The following is a 1,496-nucleotide window of genomic DNA, read 5'->3' on the forward strand; positions in this document are numbered from 1 at the left end:
TGTAGCGGTTCAGCGACCGTGAGACATTTTTGTGGTTTTGCTTAAGGAGGATTTTTGGCTCATCGTAACTGACTCAAGGAGTGAAGATGAGCAAAAAATCCGAAAGTGCCGAGCAGCACATAAAATCGGTGAAGCGCCGCACCCGGCGTAAGTATTCCGCTGAAGAGAAGATCCGCATTGTTCTGGAAGGCATGCGCGGTGAGCATTCGATTGCCGAGCTGTGTCGCCGGGAGGGGATTGCCCAGAGCCAGTATTATAGCTGGTCGAAGGATTTTATGGAGGCCGGCAAGAAACGTCTGGCGGGCGACACCCAACGCGAAGCCCGCAGCGATGAAGTCGTGGAGATGCGCCGTGAGATGCGCGACCTCAAGGAGGTGGTGGCGGACCTCACCCTAGAAAATCGCGTGCTCAAAAAAAGCGTGATTGCGGATGGGGAGGACGACATATGAGATACCCTGCATCTGAGAAGCTGGAGATCATCCAGCTGGTCGAGCAATCGCATCAGCCGATCAAACGCACGCTGGAACAGATCGGTGTGTCACGCCCGACTTTCTATCGCTGGTATGATGCCTGGCAGCAAGGCGGCGTCGATGCCCTGGAAGACCGGCGCTGCGGCCCCAAAGTGACCTGGAACCGGATCCCGGATGATGTTCGCGACGCGGTCGTCAAAATGGCCTTGGACCGCACCGACCTCAGTCCACGAGAACTGGCTGTGACCTTCACCGATGAGAAGCGCTACTTCATCTCAGAAGCTAGTGTCTATCGCATCCTGAAGGCCAAAGACTTGATCCCGAGCCCGGCCTTCATCGTCATCAAGGCGGCCGATGAGTTCAAGGATAAGACCACGCGCCCAAATGAGATGTGGCAGACCGACTTCACTTATCTGAAGGTGATTGGCTGGGGCTGGTATTACCTCTCCACGGTGCTGGATGATTTTTCGCGCTACATCGTCAGCTGGAAGCTCTGCACGAACATGGCCTCCATCGACGCGCAGGAAACGCTGAACCTCGCCTTGCAAGCCTCTGGGCTCGACCAGGTCAAAGTCAGGCACCGGCCTCGCATCCTCTCGGACAATGGGCCGTCTTACGTATCTGAACAATTTGCCGACTGGCTGTCTGAAGAAGGCTTCACCCACACGCGCGGCGCGCCTTACCATCCGCAGACGCAAGGCAAGATCGAGCGCTGGCACCAGACGCTTAAAAACCGCATCCTTCTGGAAAACTATTTCCTGCCCGGTGACCTTACTCACGAGATCGACGCCTTTGTCGATCACTACAATCATCGCCGCTACCACGAGAGCCTGAACAATCTCACGCCCGCAGATGTCTACCTCGGCCGCGGCGATGAAATCCTGCAGCAACGCGCCCAAACCAAACGGAGGACCATGAAACTACGCCGCTTGCATCACGCAAGATCTACTGATTAAACCAAACCAGATGAGCCAATCTCTCCTGATCCAAAAGCATCAGAGTGTCTCAACCGTTCGAAAACGGACA

At 55.6% G+C, this 1,496-nt stretch carries 1 protein-coding gene; it reads left to right on the forward strand.

The features are described from left to right. Positions 1 to 86 precede the first annotated feature (86 nt). A protein-coding gene (locus HY2_RS15275; RefSeq protein WP_112063360.1) for an IS3 family transposase occupies positions 87 to 1,426 on the forward strand; the annotation gives its coding sequence in 2 pieces (ribosomal slippage) (positions 87 to 411 and positions 411 to 1,426; 1,341 coding nt in all). The last annotated feature ends 70 nt before the right edge of the window (positions 1,427 to 1,496 follow it).

The sequence above is a fragment of the Hyphomonas pacifica genome, from assembly GCF_000682675.1.
In the GTDB taxonomy this organism is placed as follows: Bacteria; Pseudomonadota; Alphaproteobacteria; order Caulobacterales; family Hyphomonadaceae; genus Hyphomonas; species Hyphomonas pacifica.